The organism is Ramlibacter sp. Leaf400, from assembly GCF_001424545.1.
GTDB lineage: Bacteria > Pseudomonadota > Gammaproteobacteria > Burkholderiales > Burkholderiaceae_C > Ramlibacter.
Map to the genome: position 1 here is coordinate 379095 of NZ_LMQL01000011.1, position 25074 is coordinate 404168.

Genomic DNA, 25074 nt, shown 5'->3' on the forward strand with positions numbered 1-25074 from the left:
CGGGCCGTCCTAGCCCATCAGGACCTGGATGCTGTGCTGGTAGGCGTCGGTCAGCTGGTCGAAGTCCTCCAGCAGCGCCTCGCTGGCCGCCGCCAGCTTCGCCCGGCCCGGGGCGGTGCCGGCCTGCGGCAGCGCCAGGCGCAGCGCCTCCCAGCCCTGGCGGCCGCGGTCGAGCCGCTCGCGGATCTCCGGCGTGGACAGAGGCGCCTCGGCCAGCGAACGCAGGCCCTCCTCGAATTCGCCCACCGTGGCGGCCAGGGCATCGGCGGCCCCTGCGTCGGCGCCGGGCTGGGCGGCCAGCAGCGCCAGCTTGGCCGCGCGCTGCGACAGCATGCGCTGGCGGCCCGCGACGTTGACGATGCGCACCGTGGTGGCCAGCCCCGAGGACTCCAGCGCCAGCACCAGCGCGTCGGCCTGGCGCAGCACGTCCTCGGCCAGGGCGTCCACCGCGGCCAGCGCCTGCGCACGCGGGGCCGCCTCCAGCGGGGCGCGCAGCGCCTGCCAGCCGCTGCGGGCCGCCGCCAGCAGGTCGCCGAAGGTGGCGGGCGACAGCTCCTTGTCCAGGGCCTGCAGGTTCTCCTCCACGCGGGCCACCGAGGCCCGGACCAGGGCCAGGGCCGAGGGTGCCTCGCTGCGGTGGCAGACCAGGGCGTACAGCTTCACCAGCCGCTGGGACAGCATGCGCTGCTGGCCGGCGCGGTTGATCGCGTCGGCGGCGCGCGCCGCGTCGATCACCTGGCGCGACACCTGGCCCACGCGCAGGTTGCCGTGCATGGCGGCGCTGCGCAGGAGCGCGAACGCCTCCTGCTCGTCGACCCGGCGGGCCCGCATCAGCACGCCCTTGGCCTGGTCCAGCAGCTTGCGCTCCTCCAGCTTGCGCTCCAGCTCCGCCACCTGCCCGCGCAGCGCCCGCTCGTGCGCCTCGCGTGCCTGGGCCAGCTGCACCAGCGGCCGCAGGCGGTTGGGCGCGTAGCCCTGCACCACCCAGCCGTGGACCCCGGCCGCCAGGGCCCGCCGCATGGGCTCGGCGCCCGCGTCCTGGGTGAACACCAGCAGCGGCACCGACTGCTGCGCCTGCAGCGTGCCCACGGCCTCCAGGAAGGCGTCGTCCGGGCGGGGCTGCCAGCAAAGCACCACATCGGGTTGCGCCCGCAGTGCATCGCGCACAAGGTTCGCGCACTCGCCCTCGCCGGCCAGCGTGAAGCCGGCGTTGCGAAGGTCGCCGGCCACCGCGGGCATCGACGGATCGGGGGTCAGGAGCAGCAGAACGGAGGTCACGCGCGGGCTTTCGAAGGGGCCGACAGCATAGTGCAAGCCCTGCGGCGCGCCGCTGGCACGGACCGTGCATGGAGGCAGGCGTCGGGTGCGATGCTGCACCCGGACCGTGCACCGTACCGCCGGTCCCGCGCACAACGCCGTGTGCTGTCCTGTACTCCCCCGAATGGGGTGGAGCCGCCCCGGCTCCGCCCGGGTCCAGACACACGATGAACCAGCGCACGCCTTTCCTGCAGTCCGGCCACGTTCCCACCCTCGTCGCGGCATTCCTGTACTTCGCGTTCTCCTGCGCGATCTGGGTGCTGAACGGCGCCATGGCGCCCTTCATCCGCGAGGCCTATCAGCTCACCGCCGCCCAGCAGGGCCTGATGCTGTCGGTGCCCATCATCGCCGGCGCCGTCATGCGCTTCCCGCTGGGCCTGCTGGCGCAGTACATCGGCCGCAAGTCGGCCACCCTGGTCGAGATGGGCCTGGTCTGCGTGGCCATGCTGTTCGGCCTGCTGTTCGTCGACAGCTTCAACGACCTGCTGGCCATGGGCGTGCTGCTGGGCATCGCCGGCGCCAGCTTCGGCGTGGCGCTGTCCCTGGGCGCTGGCTCGTTCCCGCCGCAGCACAAGGGCCTGGCCATGGGCCTGGTCGGCGCCGGCAACGTGGGCACCGCGGTGTCGGTGCTGGCGGCGCCGCCGCTGGCCCAGTGGCTGGGCTGGCAGGCGGTCTACGGCGTGGCGGCCTGCGCCATCCTGGTCCCGGCCGCGGTGATGGTGATCTTCGCCCGCGAGCCCCAGGACGTGGACCCGCACGCGGGCCTGCGCGAGCACACGGCCTGCCTGTTCGAGCGCGACGGCTGGGTGTTCAGCCTGATCTACTGCGTCACCTTCGGCGGCTTCATCGGCCTGACCAGCTTCCTGCCCTCGTACTACTTCGAGCAGTTCGGCGTGAGCAAGGTGCAGGCGGGGCAGCTGACCATGCTGGCGGCCTTCATGGGCGCCACGCTGCGCGTGGTGGGCGGCTGGATCTCCGACCGCTGGGGCGGCCTGAACACGCTCACCCTGGTGCTGGTGGTGGTCACCGTCTCCCTCGTGCTGATCGGGTTCTCGGGCGCGTCGCTGGTGGCCACCACGCTCCTGATGATGCTGTGCTTCGCCGCGCTGGGCGCGGGCAACGGCGCGCTGTTCCAGCTGGTGCCGCTGCGCTGGCCCACCACCACGGCGGTGGCCGGCTCGATGATCGGCGAGATCGGCGCGCTGGGTGGCGGACTGGTGCCGGCGTCGATGGGCCTGTCGCGCCAGTACCTGGGCAGCTACGCCTGGGGCTTCTTCCTGTTCGCGGCGCTGTCCCTGGTGGTGCTGGTGGTGATGCGCATCATGCAGATCCGCTGGACCCGAACCTGGGCCGAGAAGGGTGGCCGCGCGCGGCTGCGGCCTTCGCCGGCGCCGGTGCGCGGAGGGAAGGCGGCATGACAGCCCGTCATTCCCGCGAAGGCGGGAATCCAGAGCTTCCGCATTCCGGTGCCCCGCAAGGGAAGCACTGGGTCCCCGCCTCCGCGGGGACGACGAGGGCTCTATCTCGGCAGGAACAGCAGCCAGAACAGCAGCAGGCCGTTCAGGACCACGGACGCGACCAGCGCGGCCTTCCACACGCCGGCGGGGTCGCGGCTGAAGTAGGGCGTGGCGCCGGGCGCGGCGATCGGGCGGGAGGCGCCGCGCTCCAGCGCGAGCACGAATTCCTCGGCGGTCTCGAACCGCTGCCGGGCGTCGCGGGCGACCGCGCGCAGCACGACGTGGTCGAGCCAGATCGGCACGTCCGGCCGCAGCCGCGACGGTGGCTTGGGGTCGCGCCGGTAGCGCGCCAGCTGGTAGGGCTCGACCTCGCCGTACGGCAGGTGGCCGGTGAGCCACTGGTACAGCGTCACACCCAGGGCGTACAGGTCGCTGCCGGGCGTCGCGGCGGCGCCGCCCTCGCCCTCCCACTGCTCGGGGTTCATGTAGCTGGGCGTGCCGGCATGCAGGCTGCGTTCGACCGCCGACTCCTGGCCGGACACCGCGACGCCCAGGTCCAGCACGCGCCAGGCGCCGTCGTCGCCCAGGTGCAGGTTGCCGGGCTTGATGTCCCGGTGCACCACCCCCTGGCGGTGCAGCCGGCCGAGCGAGCGGGCCACGGCGATGCCGCCCTGCACCACCTGTTCGACGCTGAACGCGCGTTTGCGCGCGAGCGCCTGTTCCAGCGTGCTGCCGCCATGCCAGTCGAACACGGCGTAGAAGGCGCTGGGCTCGCGCGGCTCGCGCACGTTGACGAAGCCGCTGCCGGTGCCGCCGGAGCGCTCGGCCAGCCGCAGCCCCAGCCAGACCTCGTGGGCCAGCATGGCGCGCTCCTCCGGGTCGCCGGCACGCGATTCGTGCAGGGTCTTGATCGTCACCAGTTCGCGGCTGGCGTTGTCGCGGGCCTGGTAGAGCCGGTGCAGGCCGGTGTCGGCCACGACGGCGGTGACCGTGTACTGGTCCAGCGTGTCGCCCACCTTCAGGCGCCCGGGCACCGGCCGCTGCCGGCCGCCGATCAGCTCCTCCAGCCGCGCGTCGGCCAGGTCCAGGACTCGGATCACCAGCGCGCTGGCGTTGTCGCGGCTGCCGGCCTGCAGCGCGGCGCGCACGAGGGTCTCGCTGGCCGCCTGCGCCTCGCCTTCGGTGGCGCGCTGCGCCAGCTGCCGCAGCTGCATCGCGCCCAGCGCGCCATGCACGCCGTCGCTGGTCAGCAGGAACACGTCGCCCCGCTGCAGCTCGCCCTGCAGGTAGTCGACCCGCACGTGGTCCTCCAGGCCGATGGCCCGGGTGAGGCGGCTGCGCAGGTCGGGATGCTCGAAGGCGTGGTCGGTCGTGAGCTGCTCGCAGCGGCCCTCGCGCAGCAGCCAGGCGCGGGTGTCGCCGACGTGGGCCAGGGTGTAGCTGTGGCCGCGAAGAACCAGGGCCGTCAGCGTGGTCATGGCGCCGCCCCCGGCGCGCCGGTTGGCCGAGGCCAGCCAGGCGTTCTGGGCGCCGATCAGGCGGTCCAGCGCCACGCTGGTGTCCCAGGTGGCCGGCGTTCCGAAGTAGTCCTGCAGCACCGTCATCACCGTGGTCTGGGCCGCCTCGCGGCCGCCGCCGCCCGCCGCGACGCCGTCGGCGATGGCCGCCACCAGGCCGTGCCCGGTTTCATGCGCCTGCGGCCGCTGCGCCGCGGCGAAATCCTCGTTCCCGGCCCGCGCGCCGCGTTCGCTGTGCCAGCCGATGTCCACCCGCAGCGCCATGCGCCGATGGTAGCGGCGCGCGCCCGCATTGCATCCCCGAATCGTTTCTTGAAGACAGGAGTCCCCCGATGAAGAAGATGAAGCTAGTGATGGTCGGCAACGGCATGGCCGGCGTCCGCACGATCGAGGAACTGCTGAAGATCTCACCGGAGCTGTACGAGATCACCGTGTTCGGCGCCGAGCCGCACCCGAACTACAACCGCATCCTGCTGTCGCCGGTGCTGGCCGGCGAGCAGACGCTGGACGAGATCGTGCTGAACTCCTGGGAGTGGTACGAGCAGAACGGCATCCGCCTGCACGCCGGCAAGAAGGTGGTGGAGATCGACCGCGTGCGCCGCGTGGTGCGCGCCGAGGACGGCACCGAGGAGCCCTACGACCGGCTGCTGCTGTGCACCGGCTCCAACCCCTTCATCCTGCCGGTGCCCGGCAAGGACCTGCAGGGCGTGATCGCCTACCGCGACATCGCCGACACCAACGCCATGATCGAGGCGGCCAGCGTCTACAAGAAGGCGGTGGTGATCGGCGGCGGCCTGCTGGGCCTGGAGGCCGCCAACGGCCTGATGAAGCGCGGCATGGACGTCACGGTGGTCCACGTCATGCCCTGGCTGATGGAGCGCCAGCTCGACGAAGTGGCCGGCAAGCTGCTGCAGAAGTCGCTGGAAGAGCGCGGCCTGAAGTTCCGCATGGGCGCGCAGACGCAGGAGCTGGTGGGCGACGACGGCGGCCGGGTCAAGGCGATCCGCTTCAAGGACGGCACCGAGGACGAAGCCCAGCTGGTGGTGATGGCCGTGGGCATCCGTCCCAGCACCGAGCTGGCCGAGAAGGCGCGCCTGCACTGCAACCGCGGCATCGTGGTCACCGACACCATGCAGACCGTGACCGACGCGCGCATCTACTCGGTGGGCGAATGCGCGGCGCACCGCGGCATCGCCTACGGCCTGGTCGCGCCGCTGTTCGAGCAGGCCAAGGTGGCGGCCAACCACCTGGCGCAGTTCGGCATCGGCCGCTACACCGGCTCGCTGACCTCCACCAAGCTGAAGGTGACCGGCATCGACCTGTTCTCCGCCGGCGAGTTCATGGGCGGCGAAGGCAGCGAGCAGATCGTGATGAGCGACCCCTTCGGCGGCGTCTACAAGAAGCTGGTGATCAAGGACGACAAGCTGGTGGGCGCCTGCCTGTACGGCGACACCGTGGACGGCAGCTGGTACTTCAAGCTGCTGCGCGAGGGCCGCAAGGTCAGCGACATCCGCGACAAGCTGATGTTCGGCGAGTCCAACCTGGGCGATGCCGGCCACCAGGGCCAGAGCAAGGCCGCCGCCCTGGCCGACACCGACGAGGTGTGCGGCTGCAACGGCGTGAGCAAGGGCTCGATCTGCAAGGCGATCAAGGAAAAGGGCCTGTTCACGCTGGACGAGGTGCGCAAGCACACCAAGGCCAGCGCGTCCTGCGGCTCCTGCACCGGCCTGGTGGAGCAGATCATCATGTTCACCGCGGGCGGCGACTATTCGGCCACGCCCAAGAAGAAGGCGGTGTGCGGCTGCACCGACCACAGCCACCAGGACGTGCGCGACGCCATCCGCACCAACCGGCTGCTGACGATCGCCGACACCATGAAGTTCATGGAGTGGCGCACCCCCAACGGCTGCGCCACCTGCCGCCCGGCGATCAACTACTACCTGATCTCCACCTGGCCCAAGGAGGCCAGGGACGATCCGCAGTCGCGCTACATCAACGAGCGAAGCCACGCGAACATCCAGAAGGACGGCACCTACTCGGTGATCCCGCGCATGTGGGGCGGCGAGACCACCGCGGCCGAACTGCGGCGCATCGCCGACGTGGTGGACAAGTACCAGATCCCCACCGTGAAGGTCACGGGCGGCCAGCGCATCGACCTGCTGGGCGTGAAGAAGGAGGACCTGCAGGACGTCTGGAAGGACATCGGCATGCCCTCGGGCCACGCTTATGCCAAGGCGCTGCGCACGGTCAAGACCTGCGTGGGCAGCGAGTGGTGCCGCTTCGGCACGCAGGACTCCACCCAGATGGGCAAGGACCTGGAGAAGGCGCTCTGGCGCATGTACGCGCCGCACAAGGTGAAGCTGGCGGTGTCGGGGTGCCCGCGCAACTGCGCCGAGTCCGGCATCAAGGACGTGGGCGTGATCGGCGTGGACTCCGGCTGGGAGCTCTACGTCGCCGGCAACGGCGGCATCAAGACCGAGGCCGGCCAGTTCTTCTGCAAGGTCAAGACCCGCGAGGAGGTGCTGGAGTACAGCGGCGCGTTCCTGCAGCTGTACCGCGAGGAAGGCTGGTACCTGGAGCGGACCGTGCATTACGTGAACCGCGTCGGCCTGGATCACGTGAAGAAGAAGGTGCTGGACGACCACGAAGGCCGCAAGGCGCTGTGGGAGCGGCTGCAGTTCAGCCTGGACGGCGAGCCCGACCCCTGGTTCGAGCACGACAAGGCGCAGGTGGACACGCGGCAGTTCGGCAAGCTGCAGGCCGAGGGACAGGAAGCATGAAGACGAACGACTGGAAAGTGATCTGCCGGGTGGACGACATCCCGGTGCTGGGGTCCCGGCGCGTGGCGCGCCCGCGCGGCATGGACGTCGCGGTGTTCCGCAACGACCAGGACCAGGTGTTCGCCCTGCTCGACCGCTGCCCGCACAAGGGCGGCCCGCTGTCGCAGGGCATCGTGTTCGGCACCAGCGTGGCCTGCCCGCTGCACAACTGGACCATCGGGCTGGACGACGGCTGCGCCAAGGGGCCGGACGAAGGCTGCACCCAGCGCTTCGCCTGCAAGGTGCAGGACGGCCAGGTGCTGCTGGACCCGGTGGAGCTGGCGACGCTGGCCACCGACGTCGAGCCGCCGCGGGCCGGCCCGTGCGCGGGCACCGGCGCGCTGGGCGACGCCTCGCACGACGTGCAGGCGCCGCACGGGCAGTGAGATGGCAGGCGAGGCGATGACCGGCGAAACCAGGTCGACCTGTCCCTATTGCGGCGTGGGCTGCGGCGTGATCATCGAATCGCGCGGCGGCCAGGTCACCGGCGTGCGCGGCGACCCGCAGCACCCCGCCAACTTCGGCCGCCTCTGCACCAAGGGCTCGACCCTGCACCTGACCGCGACCCCGGCCATCACGCGGCAGGCCCGCCTGCTGCAGCCGATGCGGCGCGAGCGCCGCGGCGATGCGCCCAGGGCGGTCGGCTGGGACGCGGCGCTCGATTTCGCCGCCGAGACGTTCTCGCAGGTGATCCGCGACCATGGGCCCGACAGCGTGGGCTTCTACGTCTCCGGCCAGCTGCTCACCGAGGACTACTACGTCTTCAACAAGCTGGCCAAGGGCCTGATCGGCACCAACAACATCGACACCAACTCGCGCCTGTGCATGAGCAGCGCGGTCGCGGGCTACAAGCTGACGCTGGGCGCCGACGCGCCGCCCAGCTGCTACGAGGACGTGGACCACGCCGGCTGCCTGTTCATCGCCGGCAGCAACGCGGCCTGGGCGCACCCGGTGCTGTTCCGCCGCGTCGAGGAAGCCAAGGCGCGGCGCCCGGACATGAAGGTGGTGGTGTGCGACCCGCGCCGCACCGACACGGCCGAACTGGCCGACCTGGTGCTGCCGCTGCAGCCCGGCACCGACGTGATGCTGTTCAACGGCCTCTTGCACATCATGCTGTGGGAAGGCTGGACGCGGCCCGACTGGATCGCGGGCCACACCACCGGGTTCGACGAACTCAAGGCGCTGGTGCGCGAGTGCACGCCCGAGGTGGTGGCCCAGGTGTGCGGGCTGCGCAAAGAGGACCTGTTCACCGCGGCCAGGTGGTTCGCCACGTCGGACGCGACGCTCAGCCTCTACTGCCAGGGGCTGAACCAGTCCAGCAGCGGCACGGCCAAGAACGCCGCGCTGATCAACCTGCACCTGGCCACCGGGCAGATCGGCCGGCCGGGGGCGGGACCGTTCTCGCTGACCGGGCAGCCCAATGCGATGGGTGGGCGCGAGGTGGGCGGGCTGGCCAACCTGCTGTCGGCGCACCGCGACCTGGCGAACCCGCAGCACCGCGCGGAAGTCGCCGCGCTGTGGGGCGTGCCGTCGGTGCCGGAGAAGCCGGGCAAGACGGCCGTGGAGATGTTCCAGGCCGCGGCCGACGGCGAGATCCGGGCGCTGTGGATCGCCTGCACGAATCCGGCGCAGTCGATGCCCGACCAGGCGACGGTGCGGCGGGCGCTGGAGCGCGCGGAGTTCGTGGTGGTGCAGGAGGCTTTCGCGACGACTGCGACCTGCGACTGGGCCGACCTGCTGCTGCCGGCGACCACCTGGGGCGAGAAGGACGGGACGGTCACTAACAGCGAGCGGCGCATCAGCCGCGTGCGGCCTGCGGTGCCGGCGCCGGGCGAGGCGAGGCATGACTGGGCCATCGTGGTGGACTTTGCGCGGAGGCTGGAGCGGCGGTTGCAAGGGTGGGCACTCTCACCCCAGCCCTCTCCCGCAAGCGGGAGAGGGAGCGATCCCGCTTCCACCCTCTTCCCCTACCCCACCCCCGAATCCGTCTGGCTCGAACACCGCGAGTCCACCCGCGGCCGCGATCTGGACATCACCGGCCTGAGCTACGCGCTGCTCGAACAGGCCCCGCAGCAATGGCCCTTCCCCGCCGGCGCCACCACCGGCCTGCCCCGCCTCTACGAAGACGGCCGCTTCCCCACGCCCGACGGCAAGGCCCGCTTCGTGGCCGCGCCCTACAAGCCGGTCGCCGAACCGCGCGAATCGCGCTACCCGTTCTCGCTCACCACCGGGCGCCTGCGCGACCAGTGGCACGGCATGAGCCGCACCGGCACGCTGCCACGGCTGTTCGGCCACGTCGCCGAACCCGCGGTGCAGATGCACCCGCAGGACATGGAGCGCCGCCAGCTCAAGGAAGGCGACCTGGTGCACCTGACCTCCAAGCGCGGCTCCATCGTGGTGCCGGTGCAGGCCAGCCCGGACCTGGGGCTCAACCAGGCCTTCATCGCCATGCACTGGGGCGAGGAGTACCTCTCGGGTGTCTCCAGCACGGGCACGCGGCTGGCCGGCGTGAACGCGATCACCACCTCGGCCTACTGCCCGCAGTCCAGGCAGCCCGAGCTCAAGCACGCGGCCGTCAAGATCATCAAGGCCGAGCTCGGCTGGACGCTGCTGGCCATGGGCTGGCTGCCCGAGGACGATGCCTTGCGCGCCCGCGAAACGCTGCGCGGCCTGATGTCGGCCTTCCCCTTCGCCACCTGCGTGCCCTTCGGGCGCGAGCGCTCCGGCGTGCTGTTCCGTGCCGCCGCCTACGAGGCGCCGCCCGAGGAGCTGCTGGTCCGGCTGGAAGCCGCGCTCCAGCTCGACGGTCCGCAGGTGCTGCGCTACGCCGACCGCCGCAGGGGCCAGCGGCGCGCGGCGCGCCTGGTCCGCCACGGCGAGGACACGCGGCTCGAGGCCTTCCTGCTGGCCGGCGACACGCGCGCCGAATCCTGGATCCGCACCCTGCTGCAGGAGGAGCGGCCGGCCCAGGCCTACGGCCGGCTGCTGCTGGCCCCGGGCGCCAAGGCGCCGGTGGCGCTGGTCTCGCGCGGCAAGCAGGTCTGCACCTGCTTCAACGTGGGCGAATCCGAGATCCTGGGCGTGCTGGCCGACTGCGAAGGCGCCGACGGCGCGCGGCTGCAGCAGGTGCAGGACCGGCTGCGCTGCGGGACCAATTGCGGCTCGTGCATCCCCGAGCTCAAGCGGCTGGTGCGCGCCACGCCCCTGCTGCGCCGCGCCGCCTGAGCCCGTCATTGGGCTTATAGCCGGCGGTGCTAACGCCTTTGGGACAATCGACGCGTGGGCATCAGCCAGTACCTCAAGGAGATCGGCCGCGGCAAGCAGGGCGCGCGCCCGCTCGACCGCGCGCAGGCGGCCGACCTCTTCGGCCAGGTGCTGGACGGGTCGGTCACCGACCTGGAGGTCGGCGCCTTCTGCCTGGCCATGCGCATCAAGGGCGAGACGCCCGAGGAGATGGCCGGCTTCCTGGATGCCACGCGCTCGCGCATGAACCTCTTGCCGCGCTGCGAAGCGCCGGTGGTCGTGCTGCCGAGCTACAACGGCGCGCGCCGCCTTCCGGTGCTCACGCCGCTGCTCGCGCTCCTGCTGGCGCAGCGCGGGCTGCCCGTGCTGGTGCACGGCACCTCGACCGAGAGCAGCCGCGTGTTCATCACCGAGGTGCTGGCCGAGGTCGGCATCGCCACTCTGGACACGCTGCGGCCGCTGCACAAGGGTGAGGCGGCCTTCGCGCCCACCGAACGGCTGCACCCGGGCCTCAAGCGCCTGCTCGACGTGCGCCGCGTGGTCGGCCTGCGCAATTCCTCGCACAGCCTGGTCAAGCTGATGGACCCGTGCGAAGGTCCGGCGGTGCTGGTGGGCAGCTACACGCATCCGGAATACGCGCAGTCCATGGGCGCGGTGTTCGAGCTCATGGGCTCGACGGCCTTGCTGCTGCGCGGTACCGAGGGCGAAGCAGTGGCCGATGCGCGGCGCATGCCGCAGATGGAAGGCTTCGTCGCGGGCCGGCGCGTGGTGCTGCAGGAAAAGGAGCGCGGCACCCTGACCGACCTGCCCGGCTGGCCCTCGGGCGTGGATGCCGCGGCCACGGCCGCGTACATCCGAAACGTCATCGAGGAACGGCAACCGCTGCCCACGTCGATCGCACTTCAGGTGGAACATATCTTGCGTCTGGCCTCGGCATGACGAACAGGGAGACGAAGACCATGGATGAATCGCAAGGCAAGGTCACGCTCGTGGGCGCGGGGCCCGGCGACCCGGACCTGCTCACCGTCAAGGCCGTCAAGGCGCTGCGCGCCGCCACCGTCGTGCTGGTGGACGACCTGGTGAGCGAAGAGATCGTCGCGCTGGCGCCCAAGGGCGCTCGCATCGTGCACGTGGGCAAGCGCGGCGGCTGCAAGAGCACGCCGCAGGCCTTCATCGAGCGCCTGATGGTGATGGCCGCGCGCGAGGGCGAGAACGTGGTGCGCCTCAAGGGCGGCGACCCCTTCATCTTCGGCCGTGGCGGCGAGGAGGTGGAGCACCTGCGCGAAGCCGGCGTCACGGTGGAAGTGGTCAACGGCATCACCGCGGGCCTGGCGGCCGTCACGTCGCTGGGCGTTCCCCTGACCCACCGCGAGCATGCGCAGGGCGTGGTGTTCGTCACCGGCCATGCGCAGCGCGGCGGCGAGCCGCCCGACTGGCGCGCGCTCTCCGAGGCTGCGCACCAGGCGCGCCTGACGCTCGTCATCTACATGGGCGTGAGCGGCGCGCAGCAGATCCAGGACCAGCTGCTGGCCGGCCTGCCCGCCCGCACGCCGGCGGCCGTGATCCAGCGCGCCACCATGCCCGACCAGCGCGAAGCCGTCACCACCCTGGGCGAACTGGCCGCGACCATCGCGCGCGAGCAGATGGCCAGCCCCGCCGTCATCGTGGTGGGCGACGTGATCCGCGGCGTGGTCGCGATCCGGCACGAGCAGCCGCAGGTCCGCGCGGCCTGAGCGCGGGTTCGCGGCGTTCGTCATTCCCGCGAAGGCGGGAACCCAGCGCAGCGCGCCCCCGGCACCCGACAAAGCCGGAAGCACTGGATCCCCGCCTCCGCGGGGATGACGGATTCCCTCCCCGCCTCCGCGGGGATGACGGATTACTTCCCCGCCTCCGCGAGGATGACGAACTCGGCGCGGCACAATGGCGGCCCGCTGCCATGGCTCTCGCCGAATCCCCTTCCCTTTACCGCCTGCTGGCGGACGCCGTGCTGGTGCTGCACCTGGGCATCGTGCTGTTCGTCGTCGGCGGCCTGGTGCTGGTGGTCGCGGGCAATGCGCGCGGCTGGCGCTGGGTGAATTCGCTGGCCTTCCGGCTGGCCCACCTGGCGGCCATCGGCTACGTGGTGGCGCAGCAATGGCTGGGGGCGGCCTGCCCGCTCACCACGCTGGAAAGCTGGCTGCGCCTGCAGGCGGGCGACACCGCCTACGACCGCGGCTTCGTCGAGCACTGGGTGCAGTGGCTGCTGTTCTACGAGGCGCCGGCCTGGGTGTTCGCGCTCGTGTACACCGCCTTCGGGCTGGCCGTCGCGGCCGCCTGGATCGCTTTCCCGCCGCACCGCTCGCCGCGGTTGCGTGGAGGCTGAGCCGCGGTGCAGCGATTCGACGCGGTCGTCATCGGCGCCGGCGCGGCCGGCCTGTTCTGCGCGGGGGTGGCGGGCCAGCTCGGCCTGAAGGTCCTGCTGGTGGACCACAGCGAGCGCATCGCCGAGAAGATCCGCATCTCGGGCGGCGGCCGCTGCAACTTCACCAACCGCGACCTGGACCCGCGCGCGCCGCACAAGCACTTCCTGGGCGACAACCCGAACTTCTGCCGCAGCGCGCTGTCGCGCTACACCGCGGCCGATTTCCTGGGCCTGGTCCAGCGCCATGGCATCGCCTTCCACGAGAAGCACAAGGGCCAGCTGTTCGGCGACCGCAGCTCGGAGGACTTCATCCGGATGCTGCTGGCCGAGTGCGATGCGGGTGGCGTGACGCGCTGGCAGCCCTGCCGCGTGGCCGCCGTGCGGCAGGGCGCGGAGGGCTACGAGCTGGACACCGACCAGGGCCCGGTGGGTGCGAAGCGGGTGGTCGTCGCCACCGGCGGGCTGTCCATCCCCAAGATCGGCGCCAGCGATTTCGGCTACCGCCTGGCCCGGCAGTTCGGCCTGCGCGTGGTCGAGCCTCGGCCGGCCCTGGTGCCGATGACCTTCGAGGGCGAGGACTGGTCGCCGTACGCCCAGCTGGCCGGGCTGGCGCTGCCGGTGCGCATCGCGACCGGCGCGAAGAAATCGGCGGTCGCGTTCGACGAGGACCTGCTGTTCACCCACCGCGGCCTGTCCGGCCCGGCCGTGCTGCAGATCTCCAGCTACTGGCAGCCCGGCACGCCGGTGCGCATCGACCTGGCGCCGGGGGCCGACCTTCCGGCCGAGCTTCAGCGGGCCAAGGCGCGTTCGCGCAAGCTCATCGCCAACGAGCTGGCGGCCTGGGTGCCGTCGCGCCTGGCCGATGCCTGGGCGCAGCGCGATGCGGGCTGGCAGCGCCCGGTGAACGAGGCCTCGGACAAGGCGCTGGGGGCGCTGGCCCTGGGGTTGTCCCACTGGGAGCTGGTGCCCAGCGGGACCGAGGGCTACCGCAAGGCCGAGGTGACGGCCGGCGGGGTCGACACCCGGGAGCTGTCGTCGCAGACCCTGGAATCGCGCCAGCCGGGGCTGTACTTCATCGGCGAGGTGGTCGACGTGACCGGCTGGCTGGGCGGCTACAACTTCCAGTGGGCCTGGGCCAGCGCCTGGGCCTGCGCGCAGGGGATGGCTGCCGCCCACTAGCGTCATCCCCGCGCAGGTGGGGATCCAGGGGGCGCAGTGCAAAGTCGGGAGCCCTGGATTCCCGCCTCCGCGGGAATGACGGAGGGGGCCGGGTTGCCCGCCCGGTTCAGCCCGCTATAATCTCTGGCTTTGCCGGCATCCCCCGACGGCCTGATCACCTTCAGTCGGGGACACCCCGTCGCAAGCCCGATCTTCTTGCGGCACCCTTTCGAGATCCACGGATTCATGACGACCATTCGAGTTAAGGAAAACGAGCCCTTCGACGTGGCCCTTCGCCGCTTCAAGCGCACCATCGAGAAGCTCGGCCTGCTGACGGAACTGCGCGCCCGCGAGTTCTACGAGAAGCCCACCGCCGAGCGCAAGCGCAAGAAGGCTGCCGCGGTCAAGCGCCACTACAAGCGCGTGCGCAGCATGCAGCTGCCCAAGAAGCTGTACTGATCCAGCAGGCGCCGCAGCGCGGCCGCCCGCCCAGCCTGCCCCGGGGACGCTCGCGGCAGGCTTTTTTCATTTCACGACTGGAGGAACTGGCCATGAGCCTGAAGGAACGCATCACCGAGGACATGAAGGCCGCCATGCGCGCCAAGGACGCCGAGCGGCTGGGCACCATCCGCCTGCTGACGGCGGCCATGAAGCAGAAGGAAGTGGACGAGCGCATCGAGCTGGACGACGCCGCCGTGGTCGGCATCGTCGACAAGCTCATCAAGCAGCGCAAGGACAGCATCGAAGCCTTCCAGAAGGCCGCCCGCCAGGACCTGGCCGACAAGGAAGCGGCGGAAGTGACGGTGCTCCAGGCCTACCTGCCGGCGCGCCTGTCGGCCGACGAGGTCGCGGCGGAAGTCAAAGCCATCGTGGCCGAACTGGGCGCCTCGGGCCCCGGCGACATGGGCAAGGTGATGGGCGCCGCCAAGCAGCGGCTGGCGGGCAAGGCGGAGATGGGGCAGGTGTCGGCGGCGGTGAAGGCGGTACTATCCGGCGGCTGAGACCGTCGCACGGAGACCATCATGCAACTGACCGCTGTCCTGATGCCCGCACCGGAAGGCGGCTACACCGCGCTCAATCCGGAGACCGGAACCACCACCGAAGGCGAGACCATCCAGGATGCGATCAGCAACCTGCGCGAGGCGACGGCGCTTTATCTGGAGGAGTTTCCGGTTCTGAGCACGGGCCACCCGATCGTCACAACCTTCGACGTTCAGGCGAGTGCCTAGCCTGCCTCACCTGTCCGGCGCCGAGATCATTCGCGCGCTGGAACGAATGGGCTTCGTTCGCCTTCGCCAGCGCGGCAGCCACGTCGTGCTGCGCCGAGGGGCCACGGGATGCGTCGTGCCCGACCACCGGGAGGTCAAGGTGGGCACCCTGTCGGGAATCCTGAAGCAAGCCGGCGTGAGCGCCGCGGACTTCATCGCCGGCCTGAAGAACTGACTGGGCGACTACAACTCAGCGAGCAGGAGGTTCATCGAACGCCAAGAGGCGCGCCGCTGCTTCAGAAAACCCCTGGATGTTCACTCCCGCGGTAGAAGGACCGCAGAAACTAGCTGCAGGACGGCGACCACCCAAGGACCCTTCACGAGTCGCTTACGACCCCGCCACCTTCATCCGGTTCACCAGCACCGACCCCACGGTCTTGGCCCCGTAGTTGTACGTGTCCGACCCCACCGCGTCGATCGCCTGGAACATGTCCTTCAGGTTCCCGGCGATGGTGATCTCCTGCACCGGGAAGGCGATCTCGCCGTTCTCCACCCAGAAGCCGCTGGCGCCGCGGGAGTAGTCGCCCGTCACGTAGTTGACGCCCTGCCCCATCAGCTCGATGACGAACAGGCCCGTGCCCAGCTTGCGCAGCATCTCCACCAGGTCGTCGCCGGGCCGCGTCTGGCGCGACACCAGCGACAGGTTGTGCGAGCCGCCGGCATTGCCTGTTGTCTTCATGCCCAGCTTGCGCGCCGAATAGCTGGAGAGGAAATAGCCCCCGACGCGGCCGGCGTCGACCACCTTGCGGGCCGACGTGCGCACGCCCTCCTCGTCGAAGGGCGCGCTGCCCTTGCCGCGCCTCTGGTGCGGGTCCTCCAGCACGTCGATGTGCGACGGGAACACCGGCTTGCCCAGCGAGTCCAGCAGGAAGGTGCTGCGCCGGTAGAGCGCTCCCCCGCTGACCGCCTGCACGAAGGCGCCCAGCAGGCCCGCCGCCAGCGGCGACTCGAACAGCACCGGGCACTCGCGCGTGGCGATCTTGCGCGACTTCAGGCGGGCCAGCGCCCGCTCGGCCGCGTAGCGCCCGACGGCCTCGGGATCGGCCAGTTCGCCGGCCGCGCGCATGGACGAGTACCAGGCATCGCGCTGCATGTCCTCGCCCTTGCCCGCGATCGGCGCCACCGACACCGAGTGGCGCGAGCTGGCATAGCCGCCGCGGAAACCGCGCGTGTGGGCGCTGAAGAAATGGCTCTGCTGCGCCGACACGCCGGCGCCTTCGCTGTTGGTGATGCGCTTGTCGGTGGCGAAGGCCGCGGCCTCGCACTTGAGCGCGATGCGGGCGGCCTCCTCGCTGTCGACCGACCAGGGGTGGAACAGGTCCAGGTCGGGCTGCTCGTCGGGGCCGGCGATGTCGCCGGCATCCGGCAGGCCGGCCACCGGGTCCTCGGCGGTGAAGCGCGCGATGTCGTAGGCGGCCTGCACCGTCTGCGCGATGGCGGCCTCGGAGAAATCGGAGGTGCTCGCATTGCCGCGGCGCTGGCCGATGTAGACCGTCACGCCCAGCGACTTGTCGCGGTTGCGCTCGACGTTCTCCAGCTCTCCCTTGCGCACCGAGACCGAGAGGCCGCAGCCTTCGGAGGCTTCGGCCGCCGCATCCGTGGCGCCGAGCTTCTTTGCATGCGCGAGTGCCGTGTCGACGAGCTGTTCGAAGGTGGCGCGGCTGTACGAGAAACCCTGGGCCGAGTTCGACGAAGTGGCGGGTGCTGAAGCGTTGGAAGCGCGGGAGTGGTCTGTCATGGCGGGGCTATGATACTTGCGGCCACCCTGCGCCACCGGCCCCCGCGCCCCCTCTTCCCGCCATGTCACGCAAACCAAAAAAGGGCTACTTCGTGCGCGGCCAGTTCGTCGCCGAAGGCAGCGAGCTGGACCTGCAGCTCAAGGCCGAACTCAAGAATTTCCAGGAGAACAGCAAGACCGAGCTCAAGCGCGAGAGCGCCGAGCTGCAGAAGCTGGGCGAGTCGCTGCTCACGCTGCGCGCCGAATTGCTGGATCGCCTGCAGCTGCCCGAGAAGCTGCTCGAGGCGCTCGACCAGGTGCGCCGCATCACCGATTTCGAGGGCCGCCGCCGCCAGATGCAGTACATCGGCAAGCTGATGCGCGGCCTGGACGAGGAGATGCTGGTCGCCGTGCGCGAGGCGCTGGACACCCAGCGCCAGGGCTCGGCGCGCGAGAGCCTGGCGCTGCATGAGGCCGAGCAGTGGCGCGACGACCTGATCGAGAAGGACGACGCGCTGCAGCGCTGGCTGGACCAGCACCCCGGCACCGACAGCCAGCAGCTGCGCGCGCTGATCCGCCAGGCCCGCAAGGACCGCCAGCCCAACCAGGACGAGATCTCGCGCGGGATGGTGCCGCGCCACGGGCGCGCCTTCCGCGAGATCTTCCAGCTCGTGAAGGAGCAGTTGCAGGATGAGTGAGACGTTCGACCCCGTGCGCATCGGCATCGTGTCGGTGAGCGACCGCGCCTCCAGCGGCGTGTACGAGGACAAGGGCCTGCCCGCGCTGCGCGACTGGCTCACGCGCGCGCTGAAGAACCCCGTCACCTTCGAGGCGCGCCTGATCCCCGACGAGAAGGAGCGCATCAGCGCCGCCCTCGTCGACCTGGTCGACCAGGTCGGCTGCCACCTCGTGCTCACCACCGGCGGCACCGGCCCCGCGCGGCGCGACGTGACGCCCGAGGCCACGCTGGCCGTCGCCGACAAGGAGATGCCCGGCTTCGGCGAGCAGATGCGGCAGATCAGCCTGCGCTTCGTGCCCACGGCCATCCTCTCGCGCCAGGTGGCGGTGGTCCGCGGCGAGAGCCTGGTGATCAACCTGCCGGGACAGCCCAAGTCCATCCAGGAGACGCTGGAAGGCCTGAAGGACGAGAGCGGCAAGTCCGTGGTGGCCGGCATCTTCGCGGCCGTGCCTTACTGCATCGACCTGATCGGCGGGCCCTACCTCGAAACCCACGACGAGGTCTGCAAGGCGTTCCGGCCCAAGTCGGCGGTGCGTCCGCCGCGCGCGGCATGAGCGCGCAGCAGCAACTGCAGCGCACGCTGGACGACATCGCGGCGCGCGACGGCGAGCTGCGGTCCTTCGTGGCGCTGCACGATGCCGCCGGCGCGGCGCGGGAGCTGGAGCGGGCTCTTGCGGGCAATGGCGTGCTGCAGGGGCTGCCGGTCGGCGTGAAAGACATCTTCGACACGGCGGCGCTGCCCACCGGCTACGGTTCCTCGCTGTACCGCGACCACCAGCCGCGCTGCGACGCCGCCATCGTGCAGGCGATCCGCCGCGCGGGCGGCGTGGTCGTGGGCAAGACCAGCACCACCGAGTTCGCCTTCCTGAACCCGACCGACACGCGCAACCCGAATGCGCCCGGCCGCACGCCGGGTGGATCGTCGGCGGGCTCGGCCGCGGCCGTGGCCGCGGGCCTGGTGCCGCTCGCCGTGGGCACGCAGACCGGCGGCTCGGTGATCCGGCCCGCGTCGTACTGCGGCGTCGTGGGCTTCAAGCCGACCTACGGCGCGCTGCCGACGCCGGGGCTCAAGCCCTTCTCCTGGTCGCTGGACACGGTGGGGCTGTTCACCCGCACGGTGGACGAGATGGCCACGTCTTCGTCGGCTCTCGCCGGGCGCGACTGGCGGCTGCGCGAAAGCCGCCCGCCGGTGTTCGGCATCGCGTGGGACTACCCGTGGGAAGCGTTGTCCGCCAGCGGCCGCAAGGCGCTGGAGGCTGCGGCCACGGCCTTGCGTGCGGCGGGCGCCACGGTGCGCGACGTGCAGCTGCCCGAGTGGATGGGCGCTGTGTTCAAGGCGCATGACGCGGTGCAGGGCTGGGAGGCTTCTCGCGCGCTGGCGGATGAATACGGGTTCCATGCGGACGCGCTGTCGCCCATCTTGCGGGAGTACCTCGGGCAGGCACGGCAAGTTTCCGATGCGCAGTACGAGGCTGGCCTGGTGCAGGCGGCTGCTGGCCGTCGCGCCTTGCCGGCGCTGTTCGACGGGATCGACGTATTGCTCACGCCGAGTGCGCCGGATGAAGCGCCGGAGGGGTTCGGGTCCACGGGTGCTTCGACGTGGAACCGTGCTTGGACGCTGCTGCATATGCCTTGCCTGTCGGTGCCGGGGACTACCGGGGTGAACGGGTTGCCTGTGGGGGTGCAGGTTGTTGCGTCGATGGGCGAAGAAGCGCTGTGCCTGAAGGCCGGTCGGTTCCTGGAAAGGGCCTTCCGGTTCTGATTTGTTTCGTGGGCCGCGCGCCCGCGCGGCAGGCGGTGCCTGGCCCGGGCTCATGGTGGGCCGGTTTGCTCGTTGCACTCGCAAACTCGCAGGGCATTCCGCGGCCCGGCCTGCGCGGCAGAACTCACTGCGCGCTGCTGCGCAGCGCTCCGTTCAGACAGCTGCCGCGAGTCAGAGGTTGGAACTCGCAGGGCATTCCGCGGCCCGGCCTGCGCGGCAGAACTCACTGCGCGCTGCTGCGCAGCGCTCCGTTCAGACAGCTGCCGCGAGTCAGAGGTTGATCTCAAGCTCGCCTGCGGCTCGCAACGGCCGGGCCGCGGAAAGCCCGGCTCGTCCCACAAATCGCCCGGGCCAGGCACCGCCTGCCGCGTGGGAACAAGGTGCGGGACGGGAACGGGAACGGGAACGGGAACGGGAACGGGAACGGGAACGGGAACGGGAACGGGAACGGGAACGGGACGGGTGCAGGTGCGGGCAAGTCCGCTCACCCCCTCCGTTCGCGCTGAGCATGTCGATCCCGGTCCCCTGTCCCCGTCATTCCCGCGAAGGCGGGAATCCAGCGCAGCGCGCCTGCGACGACCTGAGAAAAGCCGGAAGCTCTGGTTTCCCGCCTTCGCGGGAATGACGGCTTCCTTCAGCGTTTCTCCTTCCCCGCCCCCTGCTGCATCGCCTTCGCCACCCCCCGCAGGATGTGGATCTCCTCCGGCGTCAGCTGCGCGCGGTTGAACAGGCGGTTCAGCCGCGGCATCAGCTTCTTGGGCGCCTGCGGATCCAGGAATCCGATGTCCACCAGCGCCCTCTCCCAGTGCTCCAGCATCCCCGCCACCGCCTGCGCATCGGCCGGGGCGACCTGCGTCGCCGAAGGCTCGACGCCGAAGCCGCCCAGCGCCTGCCGCCACTCGTAGGCGATCAGCTGCACCGCCGCGGCGATGTTGAGCGAACCGTAGTCGGGCGCGGTCGGGATGGTGAGCGCGACATGGCAGCGGTACACGTCCTCGTTGCGCATGCCGTAGCGTTCGGAACCGAACAGGAAGGCCACGCCCTGGGAACGCTGCGGCAGCAGCGGCAGGTACTCGCGCGGCGTGGCCGTGGGCGGGCCGAAGTCGCGCGGCGTCATCGCGGTCGCGCAGAGCGTGTCGACGCCTTCCAGCGCCTCGTCCAGCGTCGCCACGATGCGGGCATTGGCCAGCACGTCGGTGGCGCCGCTGGCGCGCTCGACCGCCTCCGAGCGCGACAACACGTCGGGCCAGCGCGGCGCCACCAGCACCAGGTCGTCGAAGCCCATCACCTTCATCGCGCGCGCGACCGCGCCCACATTGCCGGCGTGGCTGGTCTGAATGAGGATGAAGCGCGTCTTCAAGGCAGGCCCGGTAAAATCGCGTGCATTGTCGCCGCCCGCATCGTCGGGGGCTCCCGCACCCTGGTGCCGCTCCTGTAGCGCCGCGCACGGAACCTTTGTCCGCGCACCGGCCACTTAAAAACCCATGTCGTCCAATCTGCACCCCATGCTCAACGTGGCCATCAAGGCCGCACGCGCCGCCGGCGCCATCATCAACCGCGCCGCCCTCGACGTCGAAGCGGTGCGCGTCTCGCAGAAACAGGTGAACGATTTCGTGACCGAGGTCGACCACGCCAGCGAGAACGCCATCATCGAGACGCTGCTCACCGCCTACCCCGACCACGCCATCCTGGCCGAGGAGTCGGGCCAGCAGCACGGACGACAGGGTTCCGACTTCGTCTGGATCATCGATCCGCTGGACGGCACCACCAACTTCATCCACGGCTTCCCGGTCTACTGCGTCAGCATCGCGCTGCGCGTGAAGGACCGCATCGAGCAGGCCGTGATCTACGACCCCACGCGCAACGACCTGTTCACCGCCACCCGCGGCCGCGGCGCCTACGTCAACGAGCGGCGCATCCGCGTGTCCAAGCGCACCGAGCTGTCGCGCTGCCTGATCTCCACGGGCTTCCCGTTCCGCCCCGGCGACAACTTCAACAACTACCTGCGCATGATGTCCGACGTGATGCAGCGCACCGCCGGCCTGCGCCGCCCGGGCGCCGCGGCGCTCGACCTGGCCTACGTGGCGGCCGGCTTCACCGACGGCTTCTTCGAGACCGGCCTGTCGCCCTGGGACGTGGCCGCCGGCTCGCTGCTGGTCACCGAGGCGGGCGGCCTGATCGGCAACTTCACCGGCGAGTCGGACTTCATCGACCAGCGCGAATGCGTGGCGGGCAACCCGCGCATCTACGGCCAGCTGGTCGGCCTGCTCTCCAAATACAGCAAGTTCGCCTCCGCCGGCGAGAAGGCCCTGGTGCGCCAGGCCCCGAGCCTGGTGTCGCCGGACACCACGCCCACCACCCACGCCACCGACGCCCCCGACGACCGTTCCGAGTGAGATGACGGGACCGTTCGCCGAACTGCTGCAACAGGACCCCTGGACCACCACCGCCGTGCTGGCGATGGCGGCCGTGGTCGCCGCCCTGGCGTTCCACTGGATCGTGGGGTCGCTGCTGCGGCGCGCCACGCGCAGCGCGCCCGTCCTGCATGCCATCCTGGTCGATGTCGAACGCGCCGCCGGCGCGGCGCTGCCGCTGATCGCGCTGCAGGTCGTGTGGCAGCTCGCGCCCAACGACCTTCGCCTGATCGGCAACGTGCGCCATGCCAACGGCCTGCTGCTGATCGGCGCGCTCACCTGGTTCTTCATCGCCACGATCCGCGGCGTGGCCGACGGCGTGATCTCGCAGCACCCGGTGGATGTCGAGGACAACATGCAGGCGCGCCGCATCCACACGCAGGCGCGGGTGCTGGCGCGCAGCGCGATGGTGGTGGTGCTGATCGCGGGCATCGCGATGGCGCTGATGACCTTCCCCGGCGCGCGCCAGGTTGGCGCCAGCCTGCTGGCGTCCGCGGGCGTGCTGGGCCTGGTGGCCGGCCTGGCCGCGCGGCCGGTGTTCAGCAACCTGATCTCGGGCCTGCAGCTCGCGCTGGCGCAGCCGATCCGGCTGGACGACGTGCTGATCGTGCAGGGCGAATGGGGCCGGGTGGAGGAGATCACCGGCACCTACGTGGTGCTCAAGATCTGGGACGAGCGGCGGCTCATCATCCCGCTGCAGTGGTTCATCGAGAACCCGTTCCAGAACTGGACCCGCAGCAGCGCCCAGATCCTGGGGACGGTGTTCCTGAACGTCGACTACTCGCTGCCGATGGACGCCCTTCGCGCCGAGGCCAGGCGCCTGGTCGAGTCCGCCGCCGAGTGGGACGGCCGCGTTTTCGTGGTGCAGGTCACCGATGCGACGGAACGGACCATGCAGGTGCGGGTGCTGGTTTCGGCGACGGATTCGGGACGGGCGTTCGACCTGCGCTGCCACGTGCGGGAGGGGTTGATCGCCTGGGTGGCGCGGGAGCATCCGGAGTGCCTGCCGAGCGTGCGGCACCTGGCGGTGGAGGCGACCGACGGGGCGCGCGAGCCGGGCGGCGTGGCGGCTGTTTCCGCGAACTGATCACCCGCCTGCCCGTCATTCCCGCGTAGGCGGGAATCCAGGCGGCGCACTGCAAATCGGAAGCACTGGATCCCCGCCTTCGCGGGGATGACGGCTTGGGCTAATTCCCGTCCCAGGCCAGCGAAGGCCCGCGCGGCGGATGACGGCGGAACGCCGACACGTAGAGCTGTCCGAAGAACAGCACGATGTTCATCTTCTGGATGGCCTCGCGGTGCAGGCGCCACACGTGCTGCAGCTGCGCGGGCTTCAGGCCGGTGGCCACCGCATCGGCCAGCTCGGCACGGGCGGCGGTGGCCGACTCCTGGGCCTTGGCGGCGGAACGGCTGGCGGCGGCGCAGACCACCTTGAGGTAGCCCAGCTGGTGCTGGGGCACGACCACGAATTCCTCTTTCTTGCCCGTCATGTTGGAAACGCCTCCCTGCGCGTGTTCCGAATGGATGAAGCATGGTCGCAAGCCGACAGCCGCCACCCTGTAGGACGCGCACGACGTGCGCTGTGGGTTCGCGCCACGCCGCTTTCCGACGGATCAATGGGGTCCCACTTTCGAACGGAATCTGCGCCTACACGCCCTGTCGCTGGCCCAGCAGCTCCGAGCGCGGCCATACAGCCTCAGCATTGCCGCGCGGCGCACGGTGCGTCGGGAGATCTCCTTGAAATTACGAACCCACGCACTGCGGCCGAGAGCGGCGGTGCTCGCCACCCTGACCACCCTGTTCCTGGCTGCCTGCGGTGGCGGTGGCGGGGGTGATGCCGGCCCGGCGCCCGGCCCGGCAGCCGGAGGCGGCGCCCCGGCCGCGACGACGGCCGTGCAGATCGGCTCCAGCGTCACGGCGCGGCCCAACACCAGCTACGCGGTGGTCGCCGACGGCTCTTCGCCGATCGGCATTTCGCTGGCCATGGCCGACGCCGTCCAGCCGGGCGACACCGTCCGCGTCACGGGCGCGGGATCCGCCCCCTGGCAGCTGACCACCGGCTGGGTCCCGCCCACCGCTGCGCGGCCCTCCCCGATGCCGATCGTCATCGACACCCGCAACCTCGCCGGCAATCCGCAGCCGGGCCAGGTCTGGACGCCGCGCCTGACGCCCATGGAGTGGCACTGGGTGGCCTCCGACCGGCTGGGCCGCGTGCTCGTCGCGATGGACAACCCCGGGCAGATCCATGTCTCGCGCGATGCCGGCCAGACCTGGGACCCGGGCCTCAGCCCGGTCCAGAACTGGGTGGGCGCTTCGGTCTACCACACGAGCGGGCCCAACGACGTCAACGGCCTGGAGAACGTCAACGTGCTGGCCGCTGCTTTCGGCGGCGGGCTGTTCGAGACGAACTCCAGCGGCTTCTGGGTGGCCGTGCAGTCGGGCATGCCCGGCGTCGACTTCTCCGTCCGCGACTGGGAGTCGGTCTCCGCCATCGACCAGGGCGTGGCCATCGCCGCCGCCCTGGGCGCGCCGATCTACTACCGCGCCTCGACCTCCAGCCCCTGGGTGGCCACCGTGCTGCAGGGCACGACCACGCCCACCGTCAGCGGCTGGCGCGGCATCGCGCTGTCGCAGACCGGCGTCGCCGTCGCCGGCTCGCAGGACGGTGAACTGCTGGTCTCCACCAACCTCGCCAACGGCTGGACGCCGCGGCCCGTGGTCGTCAACGGGACGGTGCTGCGCGACTCCTGGTACCGGGCCGCGATCGCGCGCGACGGCAGCGTGATGGCGATCGCCGGGCGCTTCAACTCGGGCCTGTACCTCTCGCGCGACCAGGGCGTGACGTGGACGCGGGCGAACACGCCCACCGGCGACTACACGGCCGTGTCGATCAACGGCGATGGCAGCGTGATCGCCGCCACCCTGACGAACGCCACGGGCGCGGGCGCGCCCACCGGCAGCGTGCAGGTCTCGCGCGACGGCGGTGCCACCTTCGCCCCGCTGCAGATGCCCGGCACGGACACCAACTGGCGCGCGGTGGCCCTGTCCAGCGACGGCAATGCGTTGACGGTGGCCGCGGGCACGTTCACCGCCCTCACGGGCCAGCTCTACACGTCGGTCGGCAACCGCACCAGCTACGGCCCGGGCCGCCTGGAGGGCGGTCGGGGCTCGTCGGTGGAACTGGTCTTCGACGGGGCCACGCCGGAGGGCGCCGCGCGCTGGAGCGTTCGCTCCTCGAGTGGAACCTTCAGCGTGCGCTGAA

23 protein-coding genes are annotated in these 25074 nt (G+C 70.9%); 18 read left to right on the forward strand and 5 right to left on the reverse strand.

Annotated elements, in window-relative coordinates:
* Positions 1 to 9: 9 nt before the first annotated feature.
* Complete coding sequence (locus ASG30_RS22610; RefSeq protein ID WP_162243743.1) at positions 10 to 1278, reverse strand: type IV pili methyl-accepting chemotaxis transducer N-terminal domain-containing protein; 1269 nt, start codon at positions 1276 to 1278, stop codon at positions 10 to 12.
* Positions 1279 to 1484: 206 nt separating this feature from the next.
* Between ASG30_RS22610 and ASG30_RS15420 the strand changes: the two genes are divergently transcribed.
* Positions 1485 to 2735: an MFS transporter gene (locus tag ASG30_RS15420; RefSeq protein ID WP_055898487.1), complete on the forward strand. Its 1251-nt coding sequence runs from the start codon at positions 1485 to 1487 to the stop codon at positions 2733 to 2735.
* Between the two features lie 101 nt (positions 2736 to 2836).
* On the opposite strand, the gene ASG30_RS15425 is transcribed toward ASG30_RS15420, so the two are convergent.
* Positions 2837 to 4555 carry a bifunctional protein-serine/threonine kinase/phosphatase gene (locus ASG30_RS15425; RefSeq protein ID WP_055898490.1) on the reverse strand — a complete coding sequence of 573 codons (1719 nt, stop codon included), beginning with the start codon at positions 4553 to 4555 and terminating at the stop codon, positions 2837 to 2839.
* 68 nt (positions 4556 to 4623) lie between these two features.
* On the opposite strand from ASG30_RS15425, the gene nirB reads away from it, so the two are divergent.
* From nirB to ASG30_RS15480, 11 genes are all read left to right on the forward strand, one after another.
* Positions 4624 to 7071: a nitrite reductase large subunit NirB gene (nirB, locus tag ASG30_RS15430; protein WP_055898492.1), complete on the forward strand. Its 2448-nt coding sequence runs from the start codon at positions 4624 to 4626 to the stop codon at positions 7069 to 7071.
* The gene (gene nirD, locus ASG30_RS15435) at positions 7068 to 7496 is read left to right on the forward strand and encodes a nitrite reductase small subunit NirD (protein WP_055898495.1); all 429 of its coding nucleotides are present in this window, start codon (positions 7068 to 7070) and stop codon (positions 7494 to 7496) included. Before nirB ends, nirD begins: the two co-directional genes overlap by 4 nt.
* Before the next feature lie 16 nt (positions 7497 to 7512).
* Complete coding sequence (locus ASG30_RS15440) at positions 7513 to 10335, forward strand: nitrate reductase (protein ID WP_055898755.1); 2823 nt, start codon at positions 7513 to 7515, stop codon at positions 10333 to 10335.
* A 54-nt stretch (positions 10336 to 10389) separates the two neighbouring features.
* Positions 10390 to 11292, forward strand: coding sequence for a DNA-binding protein YbiB (ybiB, locus tag ASG30_RS15445; RefSeq protein WP_055898498.1), 903 nt, complete (start codon positions 10390 to 10392; stop codon positions 11290 to 11292).
* Between the two features lie 20 nt (positions 11293 to 11312).
* The gene (gene cobA / locus ASG30_RS15450) at positions 11313 to 12086 is read left to right on the forward strand and encodes a uroporphyrinogen-III C-methyltransferase (protein WP_055898758.1); all 774 of its coding nucleotides are present in this window, start codon (positions 11313 to 11315) and stop codon (positions 12084 to 12086) included.
* Between the two features lie 203 nt (positions 12087 to 12289).
* Positions 12290 to 12715 (forward strand): DUF2784 domain-containing protein, encoded by a 426-nt coding sequence (locus ASG30_RS15455; protein ID WP_055898501.1) that lies wholly within the window; start codon positions 12290 to 12292, stop codon positions 12713 to 12715.
* 6 nt (positions 12716 to 12721) lie between these two features.
* Complete coding sequence (locus tag ASG30_RS15460; protein WP_055898503.1) at positions 12722 to 13933, forward strand: NAD(P)/FAD-dependent oxidoreductase; 1212 nt, start codon at positions 12722 to 12724, stop codon at positions 13931 to 13933.
* 225 nt (positions 13934 to 14158) lie between these two features.
* Positions 14159 to 14371 carry a 30S ribosomal protein S21 gene (gene rpsU / locus ASG30_RS15465; protein WP_012346814.1) on the forward strand — a complete coding sequence of 71 codons (213 nt, stop codon included), beginning with the start codon at positions 14159 to 14161 and terminating at the stop codon, positions 14369 to 14371.
* Positions 14372 to 14463: 92 nt separating this feature from the next.
* Positions 14464 to 14913 (forward strand): GatB/YqeY domain-containing protein, encoded by a 450-nt coding sequence (locus ASG30_RS15470; RefSeq protein WP_055898506.1) that lies wholly within the window; start codon positions 14464 to 14466, stop codon positions 14911 to 14913.
* A gap of 21 nt (positions 14914 to 14934) precedes the next feature.
* Entirely contained in the window at positions 14935 to 15141 is a 207-nt protein-coding gene (locus ASG30_RS15475; RefSeq protein WP_055898510.1) for a hypothetical protein, read from the forward strand.
* Positions 15134 to 15355: a type II toxin-antitoxin system HicA family toxin gene (locus ASG30_RS15480; protein WP_055898520.1), complete on the forward strand. Its 222-nt coding sequence runs from the start codon at positions 15134 to 15136 to the stop codon at positions 15353 to 15355. Before ASG30_RS15475 ends, ASG30_RS15480 begins: the two co-directional genes overlap by 8 nt.
* Before the next feature lie 153 nt (positions 15356 to 15508).
* On the opposite strand, the gene pmbA is transcribed toward ASG30_RS15480, so the two are convergent.
* On the reverse strand, positions 15509 to 16918 hold the full coding sequence (gene pmbA, locus ASG30_RS15485; RefSeq protein WP_055898522.1) for a metalloprotease PmbA: 1410 nt from the start codon (positions 16916 to 16918) through the stop codon (positions 15509 to 15511).
* Between the two features lie 62 nt (positions 16919 to 16980).
* Between pmbA and yjgA the strand changes: the two genes are divergently transcribed.
* The 3 genes from yjgA to ASG30_RS15500 are packed head-to-tail and all read left to right on the forward strand — an operon-like array spanning position 16981 to position 19398.
* On the forward strand, positions 16981 to 17595 hold the full coding sequence (gene yjgA, locus ASG30_RS15490) for a ribosome biogenesis factor YjgA (RefSeq protein WP_055898525.1): 615 nt from the start codon (positions 16981 to 16983) through the stop codon (positions 17593 to 17595).
* Entirely contained in the window at positions 17588 to 18190 is a 603-nt protein-coding gene (gene mog, locus ASG30_RS15495; protein WP_055898528.1) for a molybdopterin adenylyltransferase, read from the forward strand. Before yjgA ends, mog begins: the two co-directional genes overlap by 8 nt.
* Positions 18187 to 19398, forward strand: coding sequence for an amidase (locus ASG30_RS15500; RefSeq protein ID WP_055898531.1), 1212 nt, complete (start codon positions 18187 to 18189; stop codon positions 19396 to 19398). The genes mog and ASG30_RS15500 overlap by 4 nt, the downstream gene beginning before the upstream one ends.
* A 634-nt stretch (positions 19399 to 20032) precedes the next feature.
* Here the strand turns inward: ASG30_RS15500 and ASG30_RS15505 are convergent.
* A complete protein-coding gene (locus ASG30_RS15505; protein WP_055898533.1) occupies positions 20033 to 20758 on the reverse strand; it encodes an RNA methyltransferase in 726 nt (241 codons plus the stop codon).
* Between the two features lie 124 nt (positions 20759 to 20882).
* Here ASG30_RS15505 and ASG30_RS15510 point away from each other — a divergent pair, with 124 nt between their 5' ends.
* Positions 20883 to 21794, forward strand: coding sequence for an inositol monophosphatase family protein (locus tag ASG30_RS15510; protein ID WP_055898536.1), 912 nt, complete (start codon positions 20883 to 20885; stop codon positions 21792 to 21794).
* Position 21795: 1 nt separating this feature from the next.
* Positions 21796 to 22899, forward strand: a complete 1104-nt coding sequence (locus tag ASG30_RS15515) for a mechanosensitive ion channel family protein (RefSeq protein WP_055898540.1) — start codon at positions 21796 to 21798, stop codon at positions 22897 to 22899.
* Between the two features lie 100 nt (positions 22900 to 22999).
* On the opposite strand, the gene ASG30_RS15520 is transcribed toward ASG30_RS15515, so the two are convergent.
* Entirely contained in the window at positions 23000 to 23302 is a 303-nt protein-coding gene (locus ASG30_RS15520; RefSeq protein WP_055898543.1) for a hypothetical protein, read from the reverse strand.
* A 247-nt stretch (positions 23303 to 23549) separates the two neighbouring features.
* Between ASG30_RS15520 and ASG30_RS15525 the strand changes: the two genes are divergently transcribed.
* Positions 23550 to 25073: a sialidase family protein gene (locus ASG30_RS15525; RefSeq protein ID WP_156385568.1), complete on the forward strand. Its 1524-nt coding sequence runs from the start codon at positions 23550 to 23552 to the stop codon at positions 25071 to 25073.
* Position 25074 lies beyond the last annotated feature (1 nt).